At 69.1% G+C, this 17,124-nt stretch carries 17 protein-coding genes; 7 read left to right on the top strand and 10 right to left on the bottom strand.

From position 1 onward, the window contains the following. Nucleotides 1–66 precede the first annotated feature (66 nt). On the bottom strand, nt 67–1,044 hold the full coding sequence (locus FGL25_RS14485) for a DUF6607 family protein (RefSeq protein ID WP_167493359.1): 978 nt from the start codon (nt 1,042–1,044) through the stop codon (nt 67–69). 35 nt (nt 1,045–1,079) lie between these two features. Then, entirely contained in the window at nt 1,080–3,299 is a 2,220-nt protein-coding gene (locus tag FGL25_RS14480) for a TonB-dependent hemoglobin/transferrin/lactoferrin family receptor (protein WP_138142086.1), read from the bottom strand. Nucleotides 3,300–3,513: 214 nt separating this feature from the next. Between FGL25_RS14480 and FGL25_RS14475 the strand changes: the two genes are divergently transcribed. From FGL25_RS14475 to mnhG, 6 genes are read left to right on the top strand one after another with little or no spacing between them, the layout of a single operon-like run. Further along, a complete protein-coding gene (locus FGL25_RS14475) occupies nt 3,514–6,474 on the top strand; it encodes a monovalent cation/H+ antiporter subunit A (RefSeq protein WP_138142085.1) in 2,961 nt (986 codons plus the stop codon). After that, complete coding sequence (locus tag FGL25_RS14470; RefSeq protein ID WP_003164218.1) at nt 6,471–6,815, top strand: Na+/H+ antiporter subunit C; 345 nt, start codon at nt 6,471–6,473, stop codon at nt 6,813–6,815. The genes FGL25_RS14475 and FGL25_RS14470 overlap by 4 nt, the downstream gene beginning before the upstream one ends. Continuing rightward, a complete protein-coding gene (locus tag FGL25_RS14465; RefSeq protein WP_003164217.1) occupies nt 6,812–8,407 on the top strand; it encodes a monovalent cation/H+ antiporter subunit D in 1,596 nt (531 codons plus the stop codon). Before FGL25_RS14470 ends, FGL25_RS14465 begins: the two co-directional genes overlap by 4 nt. Continuing rightward, entirely contained in the window at nt 8,404–8,901 is a 498-nt protein-coding gene (locus tag FGL25_RS14460) for a Na+/H+ antiporter subunit E (protein WP_138142084.1), read from the top strand. Before FGL25_RS14465 ends, FGL25_RS14460 begins: the two co-directional genes overlap by 4 nt. Then, on the top strand, nt 8,898–9,179 hold the full coding sequence (locus FGL25_RS14455) for a K+/H+ antiporter subunit F (RefSeq protein ID WP_003164215.1): 282 nt from the start codon (nt 8,898–8,900) through the stop codon (nt 9,177–9,179). Before FGL25_RS14460 ends, FGL25_RS14455 begins: the two co-directional genes overlap by 4 nt. After that, complete coding sequence (gene mnhG / locus FGL25_RS14450; protein WP_088410957.1) at nt 9,176–9,610, top strand: monovalent cation/H(+) antiporter subunit G; 435 nt, start codon at nt 9,176–9,178, stop codon at nt 9,608–9,610. The genes FGL25_RS14455 and mnhG overlap by 4 nt, the downstream gene beginning before the upstream one ends. Here mnhG and FGL25_RS14445 read toward each other — a convergent pair. The 5 genes from FGL25_RS14445 to FGL25_RS14425 form a co-directional block, all read right to left on the bottom strand. Next, nucleotides 9,570–9,857, bottom strand: coding sequence for an HPr family phosphocarrier protein (locus FGL25_RS14445; protein ID WP_138142083.1), 288 nt, complete (start codon nt 9,855–9,857; stop codon nt 9,570–9,572). The two genes, mnhG and FGL25_RS14445, sit on opposite strands and share 41 nt — an antisense overlap. After that, complete coding sequence (locus tag FGL25_RS14440; RefSeq protein WP_003164212.1) at nt 9,854–10,258, bottom strand: PTS sugar transporter subunit IIA; 405 nt, start codon at nt 10,256–10,258, stop codon at nt 9,854–9,856. The genes FGL25_RS14445 and FGL25_RS14440 overlap by 4 nt, the downstream gene beginning before the upstream one ends. 77 nt (nt 10,259–10,335) lie before the next feature. Next, nucleotides 10,336–10,803 (bottom strand): HPr kinase/phosphorylase, encoded by a 468-nt coding sequence (locus tag FGL25_RS14435; RefSeq protein WP_138142082.1) that lies wholly within the window; start codon nt 10,801–10,803, stop codon nt 10,336–10,338. Next, nucleotides 10,800–12,410 carry an ATP-binding protein gene (locus tag FGL25_RS14430; protein WP_138142081.1) on the bottom strand — a complete coding sequence of 537 codons (1,611 nt, stop codon included), beginning with the start codon at nt 12,408–12,410 and terminating at the stop codon, nt 10,800–10,802. The genes FGL25_RS14435 and FGL25_RS14430 overlap by 4 nt, the downstream gene beginning before the upstream one ends. Continuing rightward, nucleotides 12,379–13,086, bottom strand: coding sequence for a response regulator transcription factor (locus tag FGL25_RS14425; RefSeq protein WP_003164209.1), 708 nt, complete (start codon nt 13,084–13,086; stop codon nt 12,379–12,381). The genes FGL25_RS14430 and FGL25_RS14425 overlap by 32 nt, the downstream gene beginning before the upstream one ends. Before the next feature lie 216 nt (nt 13,087–13,302). Between FGL25_RS14425 and FGL25_RS14420 the strand changes: the two genes are divergently transcribed. Next, on the top strand, nt 13,303–15,030 hold the full coding sequence (locus tag FGL25_RS14420; protein WP_138142080.1) for a hypothetical protein: 1,728 nt from the start codon (nt 13,303–13,305) through the stop codon (nt 15,028–15,030). A 13-nt stretch (nt 15,031–15,043) separates the two neighbouring features. Here FGL25_RS14420 and FGL25_RS14415 read toward each other — a convergent pair whose 3' ends face one another. From FGL25_RS14415 to FGL25_RS14405, 3 genes are all read right to left on the bottom strand, one after another. Continuing rightward, nucleotides 15,044–15,391: a TFIIB-type zinc ribbon-containing protein gene (locus FGL25_RS14415; RefSeq protein ID WP_138142079.1), complete on the bottom strand. Its 348-nt coding sequence runs from the start codon at nt 15,389–15,391 to the stop codon at nt 15,044–15,046. A gap of 146 nt (nt 15,392–15,537) precedes the next feature. Next, nucleotides 15,538–16,761 (bottom strand): NAD(P)/FAD-dependent oxidoreductase, encoded by a 1,224-nt coding sequence (locus FGL25_RS14410; RefSeq protein ID WP_138142078.1) that lies wholly within the window; start codon nt 16,759–16,761, stop codon nt 15,538–15,540. A 39-nt stretch (nt 16,762–16,800) separates the two neighbouring features. Continuing rightward, complete coding sequence (locus FGL25_RS14405) at nt 16,801–17,109, bottom strand: GNAT family N-acetyltransferase (RefSeq protein WP_003164207.1); 309 nt, start codon at nt 17,107–17,109, stop codon at nt 16,801–16,803. Nucleotides 17,110–17,124 lie beyond the last annotated feature (15 nt).

Here is a 17,124-nt window from a genome sequence, read left to right as displayed (position 1 = left end):
CCTGACCGCCAAGGCCTGAATTGAAGCGCCCCCCGTTCCCTTGTCGGAGCGGGGGGGCGTTTTGCGTCAGCGGGCGGTCGCCTCGATCAGGACGCGGGCCTGGGCGACGGCCGCCTCGGTGGTCAGTTCGCCGGCCCGGATCTGATCGGCCAGCTTCATCAGGGGCGGGGCGGTGATGGCGCCGGTCTCGGCTTCCTCTGCGACGCGGACGCCGCCGTCGCGGGCGATGATTGCGTCCCAGGCGTCGCGCACGGCCGCCCAGTAACACTTCGTCGCCGCCCAGTAGTCGTCGCCCGCCTTGGGCGAGAAGGCGGTGGAGGCGTCATAGCTGTTGATGACGTCTTCCTGGACGATGGCGACCGGCTCGCCGCCGTCCTTGCCCGACAGCTTCATATTGTCCTGGATGTGGACCCAGCCGTCGTGTTTCAGGATGTGGCGGTTGACGCCCAGATAGCGGTCGTAGACCGGGTTGCGCACCGCGTCGCGGCGGGCCAGCGGCCGCCAGGTCGGGCCGGAGGTCCAGGCGCTTAAGCCGTTCTCATAGGTCCAGCGGCCGACGCCGCCGTAGCGTGGGGAATCGTCCGTCTGCCACACGGTCTGCGACCAGGCGCCCTCACGCTCGGCGGCGGGCACGGGCGTGGTGCGCCAGCTGTTGTCGCCGACATAGGTCAGGACGCTCTGCGGCTGATAGGTCCAGTCCTGGCGCCAGTGTTTGACGACGATGCTCTTGCCGCCGTGCTCCATCACCAGGATGTGCTGCAGGCTGATGCGGTCGCTGTGGTCATAGACGACGCGGACGATTTCGGTGCCGCTGGACAGCTGCTCTTCCAGCGGGTCGTAGTTCGCGACGAAGCTGACGTTTTCGCGCATGTCGAAGTGGACGCGGAACGCGCCCGCCTGGGCCAGGATGGACTGGCGGTCGCGCTCGAACTGGGGGCTGCGGGCAGGCGCGGCGGCCTGCGCCGTCTGGGCGGAGGCTGCCGTGGCGAGGGCGGCGGGCGCCGCCCCGGTCAACAGGGCGGCGGCGATCAGGATGGCGCGCATGGAAGGCTCCTTGGCGGCGGGTGATTTCAAGTCCGTCACAGGCGCACGCTCAGCGAAACGCCGACGTTGCGTCCCGGCTGGGTGAAGGCGTCCAGGGTTCCGGGGCTGGCGCCGACGGCGGGTCGGTTCAGGCCGCGCACGTCGCTCCACCAGGCGTATTTCTCGTCGAAGACGTTGAAGACGCCGGCGCGCAGGGTGGCCCGCTCGGCCACGTTCCAATAGGCGGTGACGTCCAGCAGGGTGAAGCGCTCGCCCGGCCAGCACAGGCCGCCGCCGCACTCGTGGTGCGACTTCTTGTCCGACCAGGTGACGGTGGCGCTCCCGCCCCAGACGCCCGAAGGCGCGGCGTAGTTCAGGCCGCCGACCAGCTTGATCGGATCGACGCTGGTCAGGGCGCCGCGCTCGCCCTCCGTCTCCTGTTCGCCGTCGGCGAAAGAGGCGGCGACGATGGTCGAGAAGCCGTTGTCCCAATGAATGTCGCCGCGCGCTTCCAGACCCCAGATCTTCACCGTGGTCAGGTTGACGTACTGATAGATCAGCGGATCGACGCCGGGACGGCCCGTGCCGCGCACCACCACCTGGTTGATGAAGTCGTCGTATTCCGTGCGGAAGGCCGTCGTCTGCAGCGACAGGCTCCCGCCGAAGAGGTCCAGGTTACGGAAGCGGAAGCCGCCTTCGATGCTCTCGCTGGTCTCGGGCTTCAGGTCCGGGTTGGGGATGGATTCATAGCCGAACACCGGGTTGGCGAAGAAGTTATTCACCTGCATCGGGGAGGGCGCCTTGAAGCCCTGGGCGTAGTTGGCGAAGACGCCGAAGTGATCGTCGGCCCAGTAGATGGCGCCGATCTTGGGCGACAGGCGGCTGTCGCTCTGCTTCTCGGCGGCGGCGGGGAAGAGGGCGTCCTTCTTGGGCGTCAGCTCATACCAGTCGTAGCGAAGGGCCGGGATGATGCTGAGGCGGCCGCCCAGCAGGTCGATCTCGTCCTGAATGAACAGGCCCGCCAGGTCGAACTCGGTCTTGGGGAAGGGGCGAGCGGGGAAGGGCTCGCCCATCGGCGGGACCGTGCCGTCGCGGACGCCTTCCTGGGTCGTGCGCGACCAGTCCGCGCCGAAGGTGATCCGGTGGCGGACGGCCTCGCCGCCGAAGCTTTTGGACCCCTGCGCCGCCAGGCCCCAGACGGCGTTGTCGAACGTCACGTCACGGGAGCGGTCGACCGCAGGCGTGCGGTCTTCATAGGTGAACTGGCGCGTGGTCGAATCCTGCCAGAAGGCGGCCACAGAGCCGGAATCGAGACCCAGAACATCATCGAAACGCCAGTCGAGGCTGACGCGATCACGCTGGGTCTCGTCATGAGCGGTCAGGCCGACGACAGTGGCCGAGTAGCTGCTCAGCGCCTCGCCATCCATCTCCTGATCGAAGTGGTCGTAGGTCAGGCGCAGGGTGTGATGATCGTTCACGTCCCAGACCAGCTTGGCCAGCACGGCGTTGGAGGCGAAGCCCTGGGGGTTGGGCTGGGTGCGGGCCGCGCCCACGCCGCCCGTCTCGGCCATGTTCTCGGTCTCCTGAGCGTCACGGCGGGTGTAGGCCAGCAGGCCCGAGAAGGCGCCGCTGCGCCCGGCCAGGGCCAGGCCCTCGGTCCAGCCCTCGTCAGCGGAGTTGTAGCCGACGCGCGCACGGGCGCCGAAGTTGCGGCCCGCCTCGATGAAGTCGGACGGGTCTTTCGAGGTGAAGCTGACGGCGCCGGCGATGCCGTCCGACCCATAGAGGGCCGAGGCCGGACCGCGCAGAATCTCGACCGATTTGACCAGATCCAGGTCGTTATAGCCGCCGCGACCCACCGACTGGGCGCCGAAGGCGAAGCCGTCCGGCACGCGCACGCCGTCCTGAACGATCAGCACGCGGTTGCCGCCCATGCCGCGGATGGTGAAGCCCGAATTGCCGTCGCGTCCGGTGCCGGACAGGGCGGCCGAGAAGCGGGCGGGGCTGGTCGGGACGCTGACGCCCGGCTCGAACCGGATCAGATCCTTGATGTCGGTGACGAGGTTCGTCTCGATCGCCTCGGCGGCGATGACGCTGACGCTGGCGGGCACCTCGTCGACGCGGCGCTCGGTGCGGGTGCCGACGACGGTGACCGGCGCCACGCGCACGGGCTCGTTCAGATCGATCGCATAGTCCTCGACGGCGGGCGCGGCGATGGCGGGAGCGGCGGCGGCGAGGGCGGTCAGCCCGACGGAAATCATGAGTAGCGAGCGCATCGGCGAAACCCCGGTTGAAACTGGGCTCGCTTTAATGCGAACGATTATCAGAATCAATCTTAGTCTTTTTGGGTCCTAATCGCTCCTGCTACGGTCACAATCGCGCCAACTCGTCGCTTTGACGCAAGCGCGTCATTTCCCTTAGGAAAAACTCTGGCAGAACGATGAGGAGCGATCCGCAGCCTTTCGGACGCCGTCCCAAAATCTTTCGGAGATGATCGACACGCCCGTGCCCGCCAGCTTCCTCCTGCTCGTCATCCTGCTCCTGCCCTTCATCGGGGCCATGATCGCCTCGGGTCTGCCGCGTCACGCACGGACCTCTGCGGCCGTCCTGTCATGGATCATCGCCCTGATCAGCGTCGGCTGTCTGGCGGTGCTCTGGCCTAGGTTCCAGGACGGGGAGGTGCTGAAGCTGACCCTGGCCTGGTTGCCGTCGCTGGGGGTCAATCTGACCATTCGCCTGGACGGCCTGTCCTGGCTGTTCAGCGCCCTGATCTTGGGGATCGGCGCGCTCGTGGTCCTGTATGCGCGCTACTACATGTCGCCGAAGGATCCGGTGCCGCGCTTCTTCTCCTTCCTGCTGGCCTTCATGGGCGCCATGCAGGGCGTGGTGCTGTCGGGCAATCTGATCCAGCTGGTCGTCTTCTGGGAGCTGACCAGCCTCTTCTCCTTCCTGCTGATCGGCTACTGGCACCAGAACGCCTCGGCGCGCGAGGGCGCGCGCATGGCTCTGACCATCACCGCGACCGGCGGGGTCGCCCTGCTGGTCGGCATGATCCTGATCGGGCGCATCGTCGGCAGCTATGAGCTGGACGCCGTCATCGGCGCGCGCGACGTCATCCTGGCCAGCCCGATGTACCCGGTCGCCCTGGGTCTGATCCTGATCGGCGCCCTGACCAAGAGCGCCCAGTTCCCGTTCCACATCTGGCTGCCGCGCGCCATGGCGGCGCCGACGCCGGTCAGCGCCTATCTGCACTCGGCGACCATGGTGAAGGCGGGCGTCTTCCTGCTGATGCGGTTCTGGCCCGTCTTCGGCGAGACCGAGATGTGGTATTTCGTGGTCGGCGGCCTGGGGCTGACGACCCTGCTGGTGGGCGCCTGGTGCGCCATCTTCCAGCACGACCTGAAGGGCCTGCTGGCCTATTCGACCATCAGCCACTTGGGCCTGATCTGTCTGCTGCTGGGCCTGGGATCGGACCTGGGCGCCATCGCCGCCATCTTCCACACCATCAACCACGCCACCTTCAAGGCCTCGCTGTTCATGGCGGCGGGCATCATCGACCACGAGGCCGGCTCGCGCGACATGCGCAAGCTCAGCGGCCTGATCCGCTTCATGCCGATCACCGCCACCCTGGCCATGGTCGCCGCCGCCGCCATGGCGGGCGTGCCCCTGCTGAACGGCTTCCTGTCCAAGGAGATGTTCCTGGCCGAGGCCCTGGCCAGCACTCAGACCTCGGCGCTGAACCAGGCCCTGCCGGTGCTGGCGACCCTGGCGAGCGCCTTCAGCGTCCTCTATTCGCTGCGCTTCATCCATACGACCTTCTTCGGCCCGCCGCCGACCGAGCTGGATCGCGTCCCGCACGAGCCGCCGGGCTGGATGCGGCGTCCGATCGAGGTGCTGGTGGCCCTGTGTCTGCTGGTCGGCGTCTTTCCCGCCGTCACCGTCGGTCCCTTCCTGCGCAGCGCCGCCGTGACCATGCTGGGCTTCGATCTGCCCTATTACAGCCTGGCCCTTTGGCACGGCTTCAACTTGCCGCTGCTGCTCAGCGTCATCGCCATGGCGGGCGGGATCGGCCTCTACGCCGTGTTCGGCAAGGCGCTGAACGCCAATCCGCGCGGCGGCCCCTGGGGCATGAAGCGGCTCAACGGCGGCTATCTGTTCGAGCGGTCCCAGGTCATCCTGATGGACCTGTCGCAGTGGATCGTGCGCTGGCTGGGCGCGCAGCGCCTGCAGCCGCAACTGCGCCTGATCCTGCTGACGGCCCTGCTGTCGGCGGTCGTTGCGGCGGCGGGCGGCTTCGTCCTGACCTGGCCCGAGTTCCGCGTTCCCCAAGCGCACAACCTGGCCTTCGCCGCCCTGTGGCTGGCGGGCGGGGCCTGCGCCCTGGCCGCCGCCTGGCAGGCCAAATATCACCGCCTGGCCGCCGTCATCCTGATGGGCGGGGCCGGCCTGGCCAGCTGTCTGACGTTCGTCTGGCTGTCGGCGCCCGATCTGGCCCTGACCCAGCTGGTGGTCGAGGTGGTGACGACGGTGCTGCTGCTGCTGGGCCTGCGCTGGCTGCCCAAGCGGCTGGCCGAGATCCATGTGCCCGAGTCTGAGCAGCGCCGCGCCCGCTGGCGCCGTCGTCTGGACCGTGGGATCGCCGTCTGCGCCGGGGCCGGCGTGGCCCTGATCGCCTGGGCGGTCATGGTGCGCCCGCCGGTCGAAGGGGTGTCGCGCTTCTTCGTCGAGAAGGCCTATGAGGAGGCGGGCGGCCGCAACGTCGTCAACGTCATCCTGGTTGACTTCCGCGCCTTCGACACCTTCGGCGAGATCACCGTCCTGGGCGTCGTCGGCCTGACGGTGCTGGCCCTGTTGCGTCGTTTCCGCCCGGCCAGCGACAGCCTGTCCCAGCCGATGCAGAAGCGGGTGCAGGACGCCTCGGATCGCGCCCGCGAAGGCCGCACGGAGGGCGACACCCTCAGCGACACCATGATGATCCCCGGCGTGGTGATGCGCTGGCTGTTCCCCTTCATCATCCTGCTGGCCGTGCACCTGTTCTTGCGCGGGCATGACCTGCCCGGCGGCGGCTTCGCGGCGGGGGTGGCGCTGTCGATCGCCTTCATCCTGCAATACATGTCGTCCGGCGCCCGCTGGGTGGAGGAGCGGCTGGAGATCCGCCCGATCATCTGGATCGGCGTCGGCCTGCTGCTGGCCGCGCTCAGCGGGGCGGTGGGCTGGATCTTCGATCAGCCCTTCCTGACGACCTATTTCCAGTACGCCGATCTGCCGCTGCTGGGCCGCGTGCCGCTGGCCAGCGCCGTCCTGTTCGACCTGGGCGTGGTGGTGCTGGTGGTCGGCGCCACGGTGCTGGTGCTGGTCGCCCTGGCTCACCAGTCGCTGCGCCGCGCGCGCATCGAGGAAGCCGAGGCCGAAGCGGAAGCCGAGGCCGAGCAGAAGGGAGGGGCGCAATGACCCAGATCGTCCTAGCCCTGGCCATCGGCGTCCTGACCGGTTCGGGCGTGTGGCTGATGCTGCGCCCGCGCACCTTCCAGGTCATCATCGGCCTGTCGCTGGTCTCCTATGCGGTCAACCTGTTCATCTTCTCCATGGGGCGGCTGCGTTCGGCCGCGCCGCCGATCACCAGCAAGGGCGCGGAAGACCCGGCCCTCTACGCCGATCCGACGCCCCAGGCCCTGGTGCTGACGGCCATCGTCATCAGCTTCGCCCTGACGGCCCTGTTCCTGGTGGTGCTGCTGGCCTCGCGCGGCGAGACCGGCAGCGACCATGTCGACGGCCAGGAGGCGCCCGAATGACCGACTGGCAGGAACATCTGATCATCGGGCCGATCGTCCTGCCCATGGTCATCGCTGCGGCCATGCTGCTGTTCGACGAGCGCCGCCGTCTGCTGAAGGGCGGCCTCAGCCTGTTCGCCATGGCGGCCATCCTGGCCATGGCCCTGGCCCTGCTGCACGAGAGCGCGACCGGGGCGACGGGCGGGGGCGACACCGCCCGCGTCTATCAACTGGGCGACTGGCCGGCGCCGTTCGGCGTCGTCCTGGTGGCGGACCGTCTGTCGACCCTGATGGTGGCCCTGACCAGCGTCCTGGGCGCCTGCTCCATGATCTTCGCCCTGGCGCGCTGGGACCGAGCGGGGCCGCGTTTCCACGCCCTGTTCCTGTTGCTGGTCATGGGGGTCAACGGGGCCTTCCTGACGGGCGACCTGTTCAATCTCTTCGTCTTCTTCGAGATCATGCTGGCGGCCTCCTATGGCCTGGCGCTGCATGGGTCGGGCGAGGCGCGCATCCGGGCGGGCCTGGCCTATATCGCCGTCAACCTGACGGCCTCCATGCTGTTCCTGATCGGGGTCAGCCTGATCTACGGCGTGACCGGCACCCTCAATATGGCCGATCTGGCCGTGCGCATCCCCCAGATCGCCGAGGCGGACCGGGGCCTGTTCCACGTCGGGGCGGCCGTCCTGGGCGTGGCCTTCCTGACCAAATGCGCCATGTGGCCGCTGGGCTTCTGGCTGACCACCACCTATTCGGCGGCCAGCGCCCCGGCGGCGGCCGTCTTCGCCATCCTGTCCAAGGTCGGCGCCTATGTGATCATCCGCCTCAGCTTCCTGCTGTTCGCGCCGGACAGCGGCGCCTCGGCCGGGTTCGGTCAGTTGTGGATTCTGCTGGGCGGGCTGGCGACCATCGGCTTCGGCACGGCCGGGATGATCGCCGCGCGCGACCTGTCGATCGCCGCCGCCTACGCCGTCATCGTCTCGTCGGGCACGGTGCTGGCGGCCGTCGGCATCGGCAACGCCGACGTCCTGGGCGGAGCGGTCTTCTACCTGGTCGGCTCGACCCTGGCCTGCGGCGCCCTGTTCATGCTGGCCGAGGTGCTGAACCGGGGCCAGGATCCCGGCGCGCGTTCGGGCCGCGCCGTGTTCGAGGATGAATATATCGACCCCTTTGACGACGAAGAGCGCAACGAGCCCGGTCTCGTCATCCCGGCGGCCGTGGCGGCCCTGGGCGGCGCCTTCCTGATCTCGACCCTGATGATCGCGGGCCTGCCGCCGCTGGCGGGCTTCATCGGCAAGCTGGCGATGATGGACGCCCTGTCGGGCGTCGGCGGCTGGGCGGGCTACACGGTGATCGCGGCCTTGTCCCTGGCGTCGCTGGGCGCCCTGATCGGGCTGACCCGCCTGGGCATGGCGGCCCTGTGGGCGCGGGACGACGACGCCGAGCCGGCGGTCGTGGTCGGCGCCGCAGAGGGCGTGGCCATCGCGGGCCTGCTGGCGGCCTGCATCTTCCTGGCGATCTTCGGCGAGGCTGGCTTCGCCTATGCCGACCACACGGCCGACTGGCTGGTGCGGCCGGACGCCTATGTCCGCGCAGTGCTGGGAGGCGGCTCATGATCCGGGCGGTCCTGCCGCATCCCATTCTGTCGCTGGCCCTGTTCGGGGCCTCGCTGTTGCTCAGCGGATCGGCCGCGCCGCCGTCCCTGGCCCTGGCCCTGCTGATGGCCCTGGCCGCGCCTCACATCATGCGCGCTCTGGAGGTCGAGCCGGTTCGCGTCAGAAAGCCGCTGACCCTGCTGAGCTTCGCCGTGGTGGTGATGCGCGACATCATCCGGTCGAACTGGGAGGTCGCCCTGGTCGTGCTGGGGCTGAACGCCTCGCGCGACCGCCGCGTCTCGGGTTTCGTCCATATTCCGCTGGAGATGCGCGACCGCTACGGCCTGGCGGTGCTGGCGGTGATCATCACCAGCACGCCGGGCACCATCTGGGTCGAGTATGAGGACGCGACGGGCGTGCTCCTGCTGCACATCCTCGACCTGCGGGAGGGCGACGACTGGGAGGACCGCATTAAGAACCGCTATGAGCGCCGCCTGATGGAGATCTTCGAATGAGCGGCGCCGTCTTCTACTGGGCGCTGGTTCTGGCGCAGCTGTTCCTGGCCGGTGCGGCCCTGATCGGCGTCTGGCGCATCGCCAAGGGGCCGCGCGCCCAGGACCGCATCCTGGGCCTGGACACCCTTTATCAAGCGGGGATGCTGCTGATCGTCGCCTTCGGGGTGCGGACGGGCAGCCATCTGTATTTCTATGCGGCGGTGATCATCGGCATGCTGGGCTTCACCTCCTCGGTCGCCCTGGCCAAATTCCTGATGCGCGGCGAGGTGATCGAATGAGCGGCTTTCCCGCAAACGTCCCGGCCTGGGCGGCGCTGCTGGCGGCGGGGCTGGTGTTGGCCGGTTCCGGCCTGACCTTCATCGGCGCATTAGGCTTGGTGCGGCTCAAGACCTTCTACGAGCGGGTTCACGCCCCGACGCTGGGGGCGACGCTGGGCATGTTCCTGATCCTGGGCGGATCGGTGGTCTATTTCACCGCGGCCGAGGGGCGGTTCATGCCGGTCGAGCTGCTGGTGGCGGTCTTCTTCACGGTGACGACGCCGGTGACGCTGATCATCCTGGCGCGCGCGGCCCTGTTCCGCGACCGGACCGATCGTTCCGGCGAAGGGGTGCGGGTGCCGCTGGAGGGCGAATGCGCCGGCGTGGTCCGCACGCCGCCCGACCTGACGGCTATTGATCCTCGTCGAAGCGACGCGCCACAAGATCGGTAAGGGCGGCGACGGCCTCGGCGGCGTCCGGCCCCTCGGCCTTCACCTCGACGCCGCAGCCGATCCCGGCGCCCAGCATCAGCAGACCCATGATCGAGCGGGCGTCCACGGTCACGCCGTCGCGCGTCACCTGGATCTCGGATTCGAATTCCGAGGCCAGCTTGACGAACTTGGCCGAGGCGCGGGCGTGCAGGCCGCGCTGGTTGCAGATGTTCAGCACCGCCTGGGCGGAAGGGGCGACGTTGCTCATTTCTCGCCCGCCAGCACCCACGACGCCACGGAGATGTATTTGCGGCCCGCATCCTGAGCGTGAGCCACGCAGGCCTCCAGCGTCTCGCGGCCGCGCACGCTGGCCAGCTTGATCAGCATGGGCAGGTTCAACCCGGCGATGACCTCGGCGCCGGTCTGCTCCATCACCGAGATGGCCAGGTTGGACGGCGTGCCGCCGAACATGTCGGTCAGCAGGATGACGCCCTCGCCTTCATCGACGGCGGCGGCGGCGTCGACGATGTCGCGGCGGCGCCGCTCCATGTCGTCTTCAGGGCCGATGCAGATGGCGGCGACGCCGCGCTGCGGCCCCACCACGTGCTCCATCGCCGACAGGAATTCGGAGGCCAGGCCCCCGTGGGTGACGATCACCAGCCCGATCATATAGGCTTCACCAAAGACATCCCCAGCTCGCCTCGACGAGCGACAAGCCTCGTTTCATAGGGCAATCGCGGCGCGGATCAAAGGGCGCCGTCGTCGCGCCCTAGCGGACGCTTTGCGACGAGCGCCATCGCCGCCGCCACGACCAGGGGCGCCGAGGCCGGACGCGGGTCCAGAACCAGGCGCGGAATAGCGATTCCGTCGATCACGTCCTGGTCCGCTTCGGGCATCCGCTCGACCGGTTCATGGGTTAGATGCAGCGACAGGGCGATCCGCGTCAGGGGCAGGAAAGGCCGGCTGACGACGCCCAGGCCGCGAACCTCCATCCGTCCGGCGATGGTCGCGGGCGCGACGGCGTAGAGGGCCCCCTTGCAGGCGAAAACCTCGACCCAGTCATCGCCGACCAGCCGCCAGTCGTTCTGCATCAGCCGCAGGGCCAGGTCGCTCTTGCCCGCGCCGGATCGTCCCTGGATCAATACGCCGCGCCAGGCGCCGCGGTGCCGGAGCGCGGCGACGGTGGCGTGCAGGGGCTGGCGGGACGTTGTCACGGGCGCTTGCCCGTCGCCGGCAACCGCACCTCGAAGCGGGCGCCGACCACGGCGCCGTCCGGGCCGGTGCGGTTCTCGGCGTGGACATGCCCGCCGTGGGCGTCGATGATCTGGCGCACGATGGCCAGGCCCAGGCCCGAGTTGGCGCCGAAGGCCGTGCCCTTGGGCCGCGAGGTGTAGAAGCGCTCGAACACCGTCTCCAGGTTGTCGGCCGGGATGCCGGGGCCGTCGTCCTCGACGCGGACGCGCAGGGGCAGGTCGGGCTGGCTGTCGTCGCGTTCCAGGCTCACCCGCACTTCGCCGTCGGGCGGGCTGAAGGAGCGGGCGTTGTCGATCAAGTTGCGGAACACCTGCCCCAGAGGAATGTCGCGGCCGATGACGCGGGCGCTGTCGGCGGTCGAGACGAAGAGCACCGGGGGCTCGCCCGGCTTCTGACCGGCCTCATAGACGCCGATGATGTCGCCCAGCAGCTCCTTCAGATCGATGGCGCGCGGGCGGTCGCGCGACAGTTCGGCGTCCAGGCGCGAGGCGTTGGAGATGTCGGTGATCAGACGATCCAGCCGCCGCACGTCCTGCTGCAGCAGATTGGTCAGGCGGGCCCTCTGCTCATCGGTCTTGACCAGGGGCAGGGTCTCCAGCGCCGACCGGATCGAGGTCAGGGGGTTCTTGATCTCGTGGCTGACGTCGGCGGCGAACCGCTCGATGGCGTCCATGCGCGTCGACAGGGTGTCGGTCATGGATTCAAGCGCGCGGGCCAGATCGCCGATCTCGTCGCGACGATCCTCGAGGTCGGGCAGGGAGATGGCGCGGGCGCGCTGCAGGCGCACCTGATCCGCCGCCGCCGACAGCCGCATCACCGGCCGCGCCACGAACAGGTGCAGCACCAGCGACGCCAGCAGGTTCACCGCCAACGCCACCAGGGCGAAGGGCATCAGGGCGCGGCGTTGCGCGTCCAGGGTGGCGTTGACGTCGCCGGCTTCCAGGGTCAGCACGCCCAGCACTTGTTGCACATGGCGCACGGGCAGGGAGACGGAGACGACGCGCTCGCCCTCTTCGTTGCGGCGGATGGCGGCCTGAGGCGTGCCCTGCAGGGCGCGCTCGACCTCGGCCGACAGTTCCGCATCGGCGCGGGCCAGGCGCGCGGTCTCGCGCGGCGACGGCTCGGACGGCGCCAGGGCCGTGCCTGCCGGGTTGGCCGGGGGCAGAGGGGCGCCGGGAATAGTGTCGCTGACCCGGAAGGAGTCCGACACCTCGATGCCGTCCATGTCGAACAGGCGGGCGCGCTGGCCTGCCGGGATGAAGTTGTCGCGCAGCCACAGGGCGGCCGCGCGATCGTCCAGCATGGGATAGGGGTCGCCCTGGGTGATGCCCAGTTCGCCCAGGACGTTGGCCAGCAGTTCGGCCTGGACGCCGAGCGATTCCTGGCGCGCCTCGATCAGACCGCGCCGCCACTCGTTGAGCAGCAGGGCGCCGCCGAACAGAATCAGCAGGCTGAGAAGATTGAGGGCCAGAATGAAGCCGCCCAGACGCGAGCCGCCGAAGCGGAATCGGCGCCGCGCCGGGGCGTCTTCAGGTTCAGCTCTCGCGGTAGCGGTATCCGACGCCATACAGGGTCTCGATAGCGTCGAACTCAGGGTCGACCATGCGGAACTTCTTTCGCATCCGTTTCACATGGCTGTCGATGGTGCGGTCGTCGACATAGACCTGATCGTCATAGGCGGCGTCCATCAGATTGTCGCGGCTCTTCACGAAGCCGGGGCGCTGGGCCAGGGCCTGCAGCAGCAGGAACTCGGTGACGGTCAGCTTCACCGGCTTGCCGTCCCAGGTCGATTCGTGGCGCGCCGGGTCCATCGACAGCTTGCCGCGCTTGATCGCCTTGCCGGCTTCGACGGCGGCAGGGTCGACGGGGTCCAGACCTTCCACGCCTGCGCGGCGCAGCAGGGCCTTCACCCGCTCGATCAGCAGGCGCTGGCTGAAGGGTTTGTGGATATAGTCGTCGGCGCCGAGGTTGAAGCCGAGGATCTCGTCGATCTCCTCGTCCTTGGACGTCAGCATGATGACCGGAATGCTGGAGGTCTGGCGCAGGCGGCGCAGCACTTCCATGCCGTCCATGCGGGGCATCTTCACGTCCAGGATGGCCAGGTCCGGCGGGGTGGTCTCCAGCGCTTCCAGGCCCGAGGCGCCGTCGTGATAGGCGGTCACCGTATGGCCGTGGCTTTCCAGCGCCAGTGAGACGGAGGCCACGATGTTCTCGTCGTCGTCGACCAGGGTGATGTTAGCCAAGGGCTTCTCCTTAGTGCGGGCGGGGCGATCGCGTGATCGGCCGCCGTATCCGGTAACGCACGGCAAGCGTAACCGTTCTATGCATTCGCGGTGACTTTACGGCCACCGCAAAATGGTTTGCGCGACTCTGCCTTTCAACCCGTGTGAGGAAAAGACGAAACCTCGCCTTAAAGCCTGGAAAGTCAGAATAGCCGTCTTGCTGTCCACGAAGGCGCCATGGCTGGTCCCGTTCACTACGAAATCTACATCCGCCGCACGCCGCCGGACGACTGGTCCCTGTCGCAGGCGATGGAGGACCGCCGCCGCGCCATGGAGACGGCCGAGGATCTGATGCGCGACCGTCAGGCCGTGGCCGTGCGCGTCACCAAGGAGACGATGGACCCTGAGACCATGGAGTTCGCCAGCGTCGTCGTCCTGACGCGAGGGGCGCCGGAACTGAAGCGCAAGCGCCCGGCGCCGGTCGAACCGCGCGGCCCTGCCTGTAGCGGCGTGCAGGATCTCTACGCCCCCCATGCGCGCGAGACCATCGGCCGCATCCTGGAAGACTGGCTGGGTCGCCAGGGCGCGACGGCCTTCGAGCTGCTGCACCGGCCGGATCTGGCCGAACGGCTGGAAGCGTCGGGCGTGGAGCTGCAGCACGCCATCCAGAAGGTCGCCGTGCCTGAGGCCCAGGCCGTTCCCGGCCAATCGGTGCACGAACTGATGCGCCACTATCAGCGCCTGGCCGAACAGGCGATCGAGCGGCTGTTGAAGGCGGGCCGCAGCCGGACGTTCGCCGATCTGGAGACGCGATCCGTCGCTGATCTGGCGCGCAGCCTGACCGGCGCCGCGGACCGGGCCTTTCTCATGGGCGGGGCGGTGGCCGGATCGCTGCGCGGCCTGACGGGGGCGCGGGCGCGGCTGGAGCGGCTGATGGACATCTGCGATCGGGCGCCGATCGAGGGGCCGCCGCGCGCCCTGGTGTTCGTCGCGGTCGAGCAGATCCTGTGCGAGCTTCTGGGATCGCGCGCGGGCCTGGCGCAGATTCTCGGCCCCGGTCTGGATCAGGGCTCCAGCCTGGCGGCGGCCGTGCGCATGGTCGCTCCGCGCGAGGTGGGGGCCATCCTCGCCCATGACCCGCGCCTGACCCTGCTGGTGCCGCCGGTGGAAGGCCCGCCCGCGCGACTGGGCGAGCGGTTGGCGGCGGGCGAGTTCCCCCTGCTGGCGGCGGCCCTGGCGCGGATGGTGCTGCGCGAGCTGATGAGCCAGCGCCGCCTGCGGCCCGGCGACGCCGTAGGCGAGATCGACATTCTGCGCGCCCTGGCCACCGCCCTGACGGCCACGGCGGGGCGGCTGCTGACGCTGGAAGAGGTGCAGACCGCTTTCATCGAGCGCTCGCGCAGCCTGGTCGCCGCCGATTTCGTCGCCGCCTATGTCGCCGACTGCACGTCTGTCCTGGCCGAGGCCGAGCGCCTGACCCGCCTGTGCGAGAACGTCACCGGCGGCGCCAACAAGCGGGCGGCGGCGCGCTGGCTGGACGCCTGCGTCGCCTCCCTGCGCTTCGAGACCGAGTTGCGCGGCCGCCTGACGACCGAAGCCGCGCCGCCGGGGCAGCGTCTGCTGTCGCTGGTCGCGCTGCAGCGGTCGGTGCGCAACTCGGGTCTGCCCGAGCGCGAGACCCAGGCTGTCGTCGACGCTCTGGGCCTGGTCGGCGGCGCGGTCGAGGCCGATGCGCGGCTGACGACGCAGATCGCCCGCGCGCCGGCGCCGATCCCTCAGAAGCTGGCGGCCCTGCTGCGGCTGGCGGCGGCGGAGACCGGCCCGACCGGCCCGGTCGCGGAGCGCGCGCGGGCCGAGGCCTTGCGTCTGCTACGCGCGCCGGACACCCGCGCCGCCCTGGGGGCGGAGCCGCAGGCGGTGCTGACCTTGCGGCCCTTGATGCAGGCGGTCGGCCTGGCGGCCTGACCGCTCTTCGGCGTCAGTCGAAGATGTCGAAGATGTCCAGCCGCTTCTTCTTCTTGCGGTAGTGGTAGTCGTCGTCGCGGCGACGGTCGTGGTCATAGCGGTCGTCGCGAGGACGCGGCGGCTCGCGATAGGTCGGCTGGCTTCCCCAGGGTTGTTGGGGCTGCGGCTGGGCCTGTTGCGGGGACGGGGCGTAGGCAGGGGCGGCGGCGCGCCCTTCATCGCCGGCGGCGGCCATCAGCTTCTCCAACTCGCCGCGATCCAGCCAGACCCCGCGGCAGGTCGGGCACATGTCGAACTGGACGCCGTGGCGGTCCAGCGTCTGCATGGGCGCATTGTCGTTCGGGCACATCAGCAGGGGCATGACATCCTCTTTCGTCGTTGAATGCGGTCCGACATCACGCCGCCGAAGCGCCGCCAGAGGGGCCCGTCCCGCTAGAGCAGAAGAGGTAGGGATCGCCCGCCTGCGCGACAACGCGCCGCGTCGCCGCAGGCTTTGTTTTCACACCGTCAGCAGTGCTGGCCCGCCGCCCAGCCCGACGACCAGGCCCACTGGAAGTTGTAGCCGCCCAGCCAGCCGGTGACGTCCGCGACCTCGCCGATGAAGAACAGACCGGGGATCGCCTTGGCCTCCATCGTCTGTTGATCAAGGGCGGCGGTGTCGACCCCGCCCAACGTCACCTCGGCCGTTCGATAGCCTTCGGAGCCGACCGGCTTGACCGTCCAGGCGTTGATCCCCTCGGCCAGGGCGCGCAGCTTCTTGTCGCCGACCTCGGCCAGCTTGCCCGACAGGTTTTCGCGCGCGCACAGGGCCTCGGCCAGACGGCGCGGCACGACGCGGCCGACAGCCGTGTGCACGGCCTGCTTACCGTTCTCAGTCTTGGCGGCCAGAATTTCAGCCGCCGCGTCGCGGTCGGGGGCCAGATCGACGGTGATCGCCTCGCCCTCGCGCCAGTAGGAGCTGATCTGCAGGATCGACGGCCCCGACAGGCCGCGATGGGTGAACAGCAGGCCTTCACGGAAGACAATTTCCTTGCCCGAGCGGCCCGCGCCTGCATCCTTGGGCGCCTTGTGCCGCACCACGGCGTCGACCGACACGCCCGCCAGAGGCTTCAACTGTTCCAGCAGCCCCGGCTCGAACGTCAGGGGAACCAGCGCGGGCCGGGTGTCGGTGACGCGCAGGCCGAAGCGCCGCGCGATCTCATAGCCCCAGCCGGTGGCCCCCATCTTGGGAATGGACTTGCCGCCGGTGGCGACGACCAGCGAGGCCGCCGTCACGCGCGATCCGTCGTCCAGATCGACCTGAAACCGCTCGCCCGCGCGCTCCACCGCCTTGACGCCCACGCCCAGCGACAGGCTGACGCCCGCCGCCCTCATCTCGTCCGTCAGCATACGGATGATCTGCTTGGCGCTGTCGTCGCAGAACAGCTGGCCGAGCGTTTTCTCGTGCCAGGCGACGCCATGGCGATCCACCATCTTGATGAAGTCGTGCTGGGTGAAACGCCGCAGGGCCGACAGGGCGAAGCGCGGATTCTCGCCCAGGAAGTTGGCGCCGCCGGTCCCCAGATTGGTGAAGTTGCAACGCCCGCCGCCCGAGATGCGGATCTTCTCGCCGGGGGCGCGGGCGTGGTCGATCACGCGCACGCGGCGGCCGCGCTTGCCCGCCTCGATGGCGCACATCATGCCGGCCGCGCCGGCGCCGACGATCAGGACGTCGATGTCTGAAGACTTCATCGCCCCGCCCTAGCAGGCGGCGGGGCTTGAAGCGATGCCCTACAGGCCCAGCATGGCCCGATAGGTCGGATGCACCTGATCGGCGTATTCCGGGTGCTTCTTCAGATAGCCGGAGAAGAAGGGGCAGGTCGGCAGGATCAGCAGCTCTTTCGCCTTCAGATCGGCCAGCACGTGCTTGGCCATGCGGCTGGCGATGCCGCGTCCTTCCAGCGGGACCGGCACGATGGTCTCTGTGATCAGCCGGCCGCCCGCGACGGGGTTGTAGATGACCACGGCGGTCTCGCCGTCGACCTCCAGCTCGTAACGCTTGGCCTCTTCATTGTCGCGGATTTCGGGGTCCAGGCTCATATCTCGTCCCTATTC

Origin of the sequence: Brevundimonas vancanneytii, assembly GCF_901421975.1 — a bacterium.
Lineage (GTDB): Bacteria > Pseudomonadota > Alphaproteobacteria > Caulobacterales > Caulobacteraceae > Brevundimonas > Brevundimonas diminuta.
This window is presented reverse-complemented; position numbering and strand designations above follow the sequence as displayed.

Coding starts and splice junctions, on each gene's coding strand:
- FGL25_RS14485 (WP_167493359.1), bottom strand. CDS start 1,044: ATGCGCGCCATCCTGATCGCCGCCGCCCTGTTGACCGGGGCGGCGCCC.
- FGL25_RS14480 (WP_138142086.1), bottom strand. CDS start 3,299: ATGCGCTCGCTACTCATGATTTCCGTCGGGCTGACCGCCCTCGCCGCC.
- FGL25_RS14475 (WP_138142085.1), top strand. CDS start 3,514: ATGATCGACACGCCCGTGCCCGCCAGCTTCCTCCTGCTCGTCATCCTG.
- FGL25_RS14470 (WP_003164218.1), top strand. CDS start 6,471: ATGACCCAGATCGTCCTAGCCCTGGCCATCGGCGTCCTGACCGGTTCG.
- FGL25_RS14465 (WP_003164217.1), top strand. CDS start 6,812: ATGACCGACTGGCAGGAACATCTGATCATCGGGCCGATCGTCCTGCCC.
- FGL25_RS14460 (WP_138142084.1), top strand. CDS start 8,404: ATGATCCGGGCGGTCCTGCCGCATCCCATTCTGTCGCTGGCCCTGTTC.
- FGL25_RS14455 (WP_003164215.1), top strand. CDS start 8,898: ATGAGCGGCGCCGTCTTCTACTGGGCGCTGGTTCTGGCGCAGCTGTTC.
- mnhG (WP_088410957.1), top strand. CDS start 9,176: ATGAGCGGCTTTCCCGCAAACGTCCCGGCCTGGGCGGCGCTGCTGGCG.
- FGL25_RS14445 (WP_138142083.1), bottom strand. CDS start 9,857: ATGAGCAACGTCGCCCCTTCCGCCCAGGCGGTGCTGAACATCTGCAAC.
- FGL25_RS14440 (WP_003164212.1), bottom strand. CDS start 10,258: ATGATCGGGCTGGTGATCGTCACCCACGGGGGCCTGGCCTCCGAATTC.
- FGL25_RS14430 (WP_138142081.1), bottom strand. CDS start 12,410: ATGGCGTCGGATACCGCTACCGCGAGAGCTGAACCTGAAGACGCCCCG.
- FGL25_RS14420 (WP_138142080.1), top strand. CDS start 13,303: ATGGCTGGTCCCGTTCACTACGAAATCTACATCCGCCGCACGCCGCCG.
- FGL25_RS14415 (WP_138142079.1), bottom strand. CDS start 15,391: ATGCCCCTGCTGATGTGCCCGAACGACAATGCGCCCATGCAGACGCTG.
- FGL25_RS14410 (WP_138142078.1), bottom strand. CDS start 16,761: ATGAAGTCTTCAGACATCGACGTCCTGATCGTCGGCGCCGGCGCGGCC.
- FGL25_RS14405 (WP_003164207.1), bottom strand. CDS start 17,109: ATGAGCCTGGACCCCGAAATCCGCGACAATGAAGAGGCCAAGCGTTAC.